This window comes from Corallococcus exercitus (genome assembly GCF_003611585.1).
GTDB lineage: Bacteria > Myxococcota > Myxococcia > Myxococcales > Myxococcaceae > Corallococcus > Corallococcus exercitus.
Genome location: NZ_RAVW01000517.1, coordinates 1 through 6,158, shown reverse-complemented (window position 1 = coordinate 6,158; position 6,158 = coordinate 1). Strand labels below are relative to the sequence as shown.

7 protein-coding genes are annotated in these 6,158 nt (G+C 68.5%); 3 read left to right on the top strand and 4 right to left on the bottom strand.

The features are described 5' to 3' along the window. Positions 1 to 30: 30 nt before the first annotated feature. Positions 31 to 1,059 carry an NAD-dependent epimerase/dehydratase family protein gene (locus tag D7W79_RS37425; RefSeq protein WP_120530054.1) on the top strand — a complete coding sequence of 343 codons (1,029 nt, stop codon included), beginning with the start codon at positions 31 to 33 and terminating at the stop codon, positions 1,057 to 1,059. A 24-nt stretch (positions 1,060 to 1,083) separates the two neighbouring features. Here the strand turns inward: D7W79_RS37425 and D7W79_RS44390 are convergent, their stop codons facing one another. Together D7W79_RS44390 and D7W79_RS37420 are read right to left on the bottom strand one after the other, a co-directional pair. Then, a complete protein-coding gene (locus D7W79_RS44390; RefSeq protein WP_167497789.1) occupies positions 1,084 to 1,260 on the bottom strand; it encodes a hypothetical protein in 177 nt (58 codons plus the stop codon). 5 nt (positions 1,261 to 1,265) lie between these two features. Beyond that, entirely contained in the window at positions 1,266 to 2,147 is an 882-nt protein-coding gene (locus D7W79_RS37420) for a GGDEF domain-containing protein (protein WP_120530053.1), read from the bottom strand. Positions 2,148 to 2,354: 207 nt separating this feature from the next. Here D7W79_RS37420 and glgC point away from each other — a divergent pair, with 207 nt between their 5' ends. Then, entirely contained in the window at positions 2,355 to 3,584 is a 1,230-nt protein-coding gene (glgC, locus tag D7W79_RS37415) for a glucose-1-phosphate adenylyltransferase (protein WP_120530052.1), read from the top strand. Positions 3,585 to 3,647: 63 nt separating this feature from the next. On the opposite strand, the gene D7W79_RS37410 is transcribed toward glgC, so the two are convergent. Continuing rightward, the gene (locus tag D7W79_RS37410; protein ID WP_120530051.1) at positions 3,648 to 4,136 is read right to left on the bottom strand and encodes a hypothetical protein; all 489 of its coding nucleotides are present in this window, start codon (positions 4,134 to 4,136) and stop codon (positions 3,648 to 3,650) included. 9 nt (positions 4,137 to 4,145) lie between these two features. Then, positions 4,146 to 5,309 carry an adenosine deaminase gene (gene add / locus D7W79_RS37405; RefSeq protein WP_120530050.1) on the bottom strand — a complete coding sequence of 388 codons (1,164 nt, stop codon included), beginning with the start codon at positions 5,307 to 5,309 and terminating at the stop codon, positions 4,146 to 4,148. 38 nt (positions 5,310 to 5,347) lie between these two features. Between add and D7W79_RS37400 the strand changes: the two genes are divergently transcribed. After that, a partial coding sequence (locus D7W79_RS37400; protein WP_120530049.1) for an outer membrane protein assembly factor BamB family protein occupies positions 5,348 to 6,158 on the top strand: 811 nt, incomplete at its 3' end.

Here is a 6,158-nt window from a genome sequence, read left to right as displayed (position 1 = left end):
CGCCCGGGCCCTGCCGGAAGGGAAGGACGCGTGAAGCTGCTCGTCACCGGAGGCACGGGGTTCCTGGGCACGCACCTGGTGCCCAAGCTGGTGGAGGCGGGCCACGACGTGCGCCTCATCGCGCGCTCGAAGCCGTCAGGCCCCGCGTTCGCGAAGACGGAAGTGCACCAGGGCGACCTCAAGGACCGGGACGCCGTGCGCCGCGCGCTGGAGGGCGTGGACGCCGTCTACCACCTGGCGGGGCTCGTCTCCTTCCAGAACAAGGACGCGCGGCGGATGTACGAGCTGCACGTGGACTGCACGCGCGAGCTGCTGCGCGACGTGCGCGAAGCGGGCATCAAGCGCGTCATCCTGGGCTCCACCTCCGGCACCATCGCGGTGTCGAAGGACGACCGCGTGGGCACGGAGGACGACGACTACCCCATCACCACCGTCGCCAACTGGCCCTACTACCTGTCGAAAATCTACGAGGAGAAGCTGGCGCTGGAGTACTGCCGCAAGCACTCCGTCCCGCTGGTGGTGCTCAACCCCAGCCTGCTGATGGGGCCCGGGGATGACCGGCTGTCGTCCACGTGGACGGTGGTGAAGTTCCTCAACCGCGAGATTCCGGCCATGCCCGGCGGCGGCATCTCCTTCGTGGACGCGCGCGACGCGGCGGACGCCTTCGTGCAGGCGCTCACCAGGGGCGAGGTCTACGGCCGCCACCTGATGGGCGTGAACATGGCCATGTCGGACTTCTTCGACCGGCTCCAGCGCCTCACCGGCGTGCCCGCCCCGCGCATGAAGCTGCCGCGCGAGCTGAACATCTGGGGCGGCAAGCTGCTGGAGCAGTTCGCGAAGATGCGCGGCACCGTGTCCAAGCTCGACCCGCAGGAGGTCGAGATTGGCGAGCACTTCTTCTACCTGGAGCCCGCCAAGGCCGAGCGCGAGCTGGGCTTCAAGGCGCGCGACGTGCACGAGACGCTGCTCGACACGGTCCAGTACATCTACGGGAAGATGCCGCCCGGAAACCTGCCCGGCACCCGCGGCCGGCTGGCCGAGACGCGCGAAGGCACCTGACGTCAGGCGGAGGTGGCGCGGCGGCTACGGATTCGCCGCGCCGCCGTGCACCCGGCCGCCGCTCACGCGCTCCACGAGCCGGGCGGCGTTGGGGTCCGAGTCCTTGCGGTGCCACACCCAGGCGGCGCCCAGGAAGGCCACGCCCAGGAGGACGAGGATGAGCCGGGCCAGGAAGGACGGGCCGCCGCCTGCGTCCGCCATGGCCCTCAGCCCACCACGCGGTTGCGGCCGGTCTTCTTGGCCTTGTAGAGGTTCGCGTCCGCCACCTTGATGAACTGGGCGGGCTCCGACATCTCCGAGGCCACCTCCGCCACGCCGATGGAGATGGTGACGGGGATGTCCTTGTCCTCGAAGACGAAGCGCTTGTCCTCCACCAGCTTGCGGATCTTCTCCGCGAACAGGCGCGCCTTGTCCGGGCCGTCCTCCGGCATGACGACGGCGAACTCCTCGCCGCCGTAGCGCGCGAAGCACTGCTCGCGGCGCACCAGCCGCTTGATGGACTGGGCCATCTCTCGCAGCACGTGGTCGCCGGCCAGGTGGCCGTGGACGTCGTTGATCTGCTTGAAGTGGTCGATGTCGAACATCATCAACGACAGCGTGCGCTGGTACCGGTGCGAGCGGCCCATCTCCCGCTCCAGGTACTCCAGGAAGTAGCGCTTGTTGTTGATGCCGGTGAGACCGTCCGCGATGGTCAGCGTGTAGATGGTCTCGTGGTACTGGGTCTCGATGTTGTCGCCATCGAGGAACTTGAAGATGGAGCCGCCCACCTTCACCAGGTCCCCGCTGCGCAGGGGCTGCGCCTGGAGCACCTCCCGGTCGTTGAGGTAGGTGCCGTTGGTGGACTGGAGGTCCTCCACGAACATCTTCCCCTGCCGGCCCCAGATGCGAGCGTGGCGGCGGGACACGTTGTCCAGGTCCACCACGATGTGGTTGTGCTGGTCGCGACCGATGGTGAACTCGGTCTCTTCCAGCACGTACTTCTTGCCCAGCTCAGGGCCGTGGATCTGCACGAGGCAACACTCGGTGCCGCGCTCGGGACCCGGGGTGAGGCTGGAGATCTTGGTGACTCGCGTTTGGTCGCCAGACATCGCCGGGCCACGCTAGCACGCAAGGTCCGGGGAAGCCACGCAAGCCGGGAGGACGCACGGGGTTGCGCCCCTCCTCCTACATGCTGCGAAACCGGGAGGTCGCTTTCCTCCCATCCACCCCGCCCGGTTGGGCACTCAACGGAAAGGCTTGCACGGGCCGCTCGGCCATTGTGGGGCGGCGGCCGGCGGTTAACGTGGCCGGCACCTATGTCAAAGCTGCTGGCCATGATTCTGGCGGGAGGCGCGGGCACGCGCCTGGAGCCCCTCACCCGTGAGCGCGCGAAGCCCGCGGTGCCGTTCGGCGGGCGCTATCGCATCATCGACTTCGTCCTGTCGAACTTCGCCAACTCCGGCGTGTACCGGATGAAGGTGCTGACCCAGTACAAGAGCGACTCGCTCAACAACCACCTGTCGCGCACGTGGCGCATGACGGCGTTCCTGGGCCACTACGTGGAAGCGGTGCCCGCGCAGATGCGCACCGGCGTGGACTGGTACAAGGGCAGCGCGGACGCCATCTACCAGAACCTCAACATCATCACGGACGAGGAGCCGGACCACATCTTCGTCTTCGGCGCGGACCACGTGTACCGGATGGACGTCCGCAAGATGCTGGACTTCCACATCGAGCGGAAGGCCGCGTGCACCGTGGCCGCCATTCCGGTGCCCATCGAGCAGGGGCGCGAGTTCGGCATCATCGACGTGGGGCCGGACGGGCGGATGCTCCAGTTCCTGGAGAAGCCCAAGGACCCGCCGCCCATGCCGGGCAACCCGAAGATGTGCCTGGCCTCCATGGGCAACTACCTCTTCACCACGGACACGCTGGTGAAGCAGGTGGTGCGCGACGCGGCGGACGAGACGAGCGCGCACGACTTCGGCAAGTCCATCATCAGCGAACTGTACAAGCACGAGCCCGTGTACGTGTACGACTTCGCCCAGAACACGGTGGCCGGCCAGGAGGACAAGGAGCGCGGCTACTGGCGGGACGTGGGGAACATCGACGTGTACTACCAGTCCAACATGGACCTGGTGGAGGTGGACCCGACCTTCAACCTCTACAACGACCGCTGGCCCATCCACACGCAGCCCAACAACTACCCGCCCGCGAAGTTCGTCTTCGCGGACCAGGACAACAAGCGCGTGGGCAAGGCGACGGACTCACTGGTGGCGGAGGGCTGCATCATCTCCGGTGGCAGCGTGCACCGCTCCGTGCTGTCGCCGAAGGTGCGGGTGAACTCGTATTCGGAGGTGGAGGACTCCATCCTCTTCGAGAACGTCACCATCGGCCGCAGGTGCCGCATCAAGCGGGCCATCATCGACAAGAACGTGGAGATTCCTCCCGGGATGACCATTGGCTACGACCCGGTGGAGGACAAGCGCCGCTTCCACGTCACGTCCGGCGGCGTCGTCGTCATCCCCAAGGGGATGAAGGTCACCTGACCTGACGCGGGCCCCCACGGGCGCTCCCGGAAGCACTCCCGGGGCGCCCGCTTTTCCTTGAGCTCACTTCGTTCGGAAGGCCGCCTTCACCTCCGGGCGGTTGAGCACGACGAGCGACCAGATGCCCGGGATGAGCCCCAGGCCCCACGCCGGGCCGCAGCACGGGATGCAGCAGATGATGGCCACCGTGATGGCCAGCCCGTGGAGCTGGAGGTTCTTCATCTTCCAGGCCCCGAAGACGACCAGCCCGTTGAGGCAGATTCCGGGCACGGCGCTGACGGTGAGGAAGGTCGGGCTCAGGAAGAGGGCCAGGATGGAGCGCATCTGGACCCGGAGCTCCGGTGGGTACACCGCCAGGCCCTTCTCCACGGCCGCCTGCAGCTGCTGCATGCCCTCCGAGGACAGCGTCCGGTAGAGCCCGAAGAGCGTGTAGAGCACCCACAGCCCGCCCATCCCCATCATCAGGAGGGCGGGAACCTTGAGGGCCTGGGCCGCCTTCTCTCGCGCGGGGTCGGCGTCCGGCGACGGGGCAATGCCCTGGATTTCGTCCATGGCGTGGAATCAGGCCGGCTGGCGCATGGCCGCGACGGGCCGCTTCTCGAAGGCGGCGAGCGTGGTGGCGATCTCCTGGTTCACCTGCCGCAGCATGTCCTGCTTCTCCCGGAACGGGAGGAAGGCGCTCTTGAAGCCGGACACGATGACGGTGGTGAGGTCCTCCAGCGACAGGCCCAGCTGGCGGTGGGCGAGCCACAGCTCCTTCGTCACCGTGGTGTCGGTGATGAGGCGGTTGTCGGTGTTGATGGTCACCCGCAGGCCGTAGTCGAAATAGAACTTGAGCGGGTGGGACTCCAGCGAGGACACCGCGCCCGTCTGGACGTTGGAGGACGGGCAGACCTCCATGGGGATGCGGTGGTCGTTGACGTAGTTGAGCAGGTCCCCGTCCTCGCGCAGCCGCGTGCCGTGGCCGATGCGGTGCGCGCCCAGCGAGTGGATGGCCTGGGAGATGGACTCCGGGCCGTAGGCCTCACCGGCGTGCGCGGTGCAGTTGACGTTGTTCTTGAGGATGAGGCGGAAGGCGTCCAGGTGGTCCTTGGCGGGGAAGCTGGCCTCCGCGCCCGCCAGGTCGAAGCCCACGACGCCGCGGTTCTTGTACGCGACGGACAGCTCCGCCAGCCGCATGGACGTCTGCGGGTTGATGTGGCGGATGCCGCAGACGATGACGGCGCACTTGATGCCCGTCTCGCGCTTGGCGGCGCGCAGGCCCTCCAGCACGGAGTCGATGACCGTGGTCATCTTCAGGCCCTTCTGCAGGTGCAGCGCGGGCGAGTAGCGCACCTCCAGCCAGCGCACGTTCTCCGCGGCGGCGTCCACGGCCAGCTCGTAGGCGGCGCGGTAGAGGGACTCGGCGGTCTGGAGCACGGAGAGCGTCACGTCGAACGCGACGAGGTACTCCTCCAGGCTCTTGCACACCTGGCCCATGTGGATGGCCTTGGCCAGGCCGTCCTCGGTGTCGGCCATGAGCTTGATCTTCTGCTGCTCGGCCAGCTCCAGGATGGTCTTCAGGCGCATGGACCCGTCCAGGTGGCAGTGCAGGTCCGTCTTGGGGAGCGCGTGGAGCAGCTCCTCCGTCACCGCCAGCGTGGGAGGCGGGATGATGTCCGTGCGCCGGGCGGATGAAGGGATGCCGGTGGCGTTGGGGGTTTCGTCGTCACGAATCGTGGGCATGGTCGAAGTTCCTCGCTTGCGTCATCCTCCCCCAAACCATGCCGTCCCGCGCCTGTCCACGCCTGCTCCTGGTGCCCTGCCTGACGTTGACGCTGGCCGTCATGGCGTGCCAGCGGGCGCCGGTGGAGCCGGCCTTCCAGTACTCCAGCGATGCATCCTCCCGGACGGGGCTCACGGCCCTGGCGGACGGGGTGCTCCTGGGCAACGAGGCGGGCGCGGTGGTGCGCCTGGACCGCGAGGGCCGGCCGGTGTGGACCACCCGACTGGGCCGCGAGGTGGCGGTGGCCCCCGCCCTGGCCGGCGACAGCGTCATCGTGGGGACGGTGGTGGGGGAGTTGGCCTGTCTGTCGCTTCAGGACGGCAAGGAGCGCTGGCGCCTGGGCGGCGAGCCCCCCGTGCTCACACCGCCCGTGGTGGACGACGCGGGACACACCGTCTTCCTGGTGACGCCCGATGGAGCGGTGCGCGCCCTGGCGGTGGACTCCGGCCAGGCGCGCTGGAAGCGGCCGGCGCCCAGGGCTCCGGCGCAGGCTCCGGCGCCCGCTCCGGTGAAATCCTTGGAGCCACAGGTGTCCGTGGCCCCGGCGCTCCGGGCCGCGCCGGTGCTGCTGGAGGATGTGCTGGTGGTGCCGCTCGAGTCCGGCCTGTGGGGGCTGGACGCTCAGAGCGGTGAGCCGCGCTGGTCGAAGCCGGTGACGGACGTGGTGGGGCTGGACTCGGAGCGCGACACCGTCTTCGTGGCCACGCGGCCGGGCCGGGTGCTGGCGCTGTCGGCGAAGGACGGGAGCACGCGTTGGGAGCAGCGCTTCGCGGACGGGGTGACGGGGCCGCCCGCGCGGGCGCTGGGCG

Excerpts from the sequence above, each read along its gene's own strand:
- D7W79_RS37410 (WP_120530051.1), bottom strand. The coding sequence starts at position 4,136 with ATGGACGAAATCCAGGGCATTGCCCCGTCGCCGGACGCCGACCCCGCG.
- D7W79_RS37420 (WP_120530053.1), bottom strand. The coding sequence starts at position 2,147 with ATGTCTGGCGACCAAACGCGAGTCACCAAGATCTCCAGCCTCACCCCG.
- glgC (WP_120530052.1), top strand. The coding sequence starts at position 2,355 with ATGTCAAAGCTGCTGGCCATGATTCTGGCGGGAGGCGCGGGCACGCGC.
- D7W79_RS44390 (WP_167497789.1), bottom strand. The coding sequence starts at position 1,260 with ATGGCGGACGCAGGCGGCGGCCCGTCCTTCCTGGCCCGGCTCATCCTC.
- add (WP_120530050.1), bottom strand. The coding sequence starts at position 5,309 with ATGCCCACGATTCGTGACGACGAAACCCCCAACGCCACCGGCATCCCT.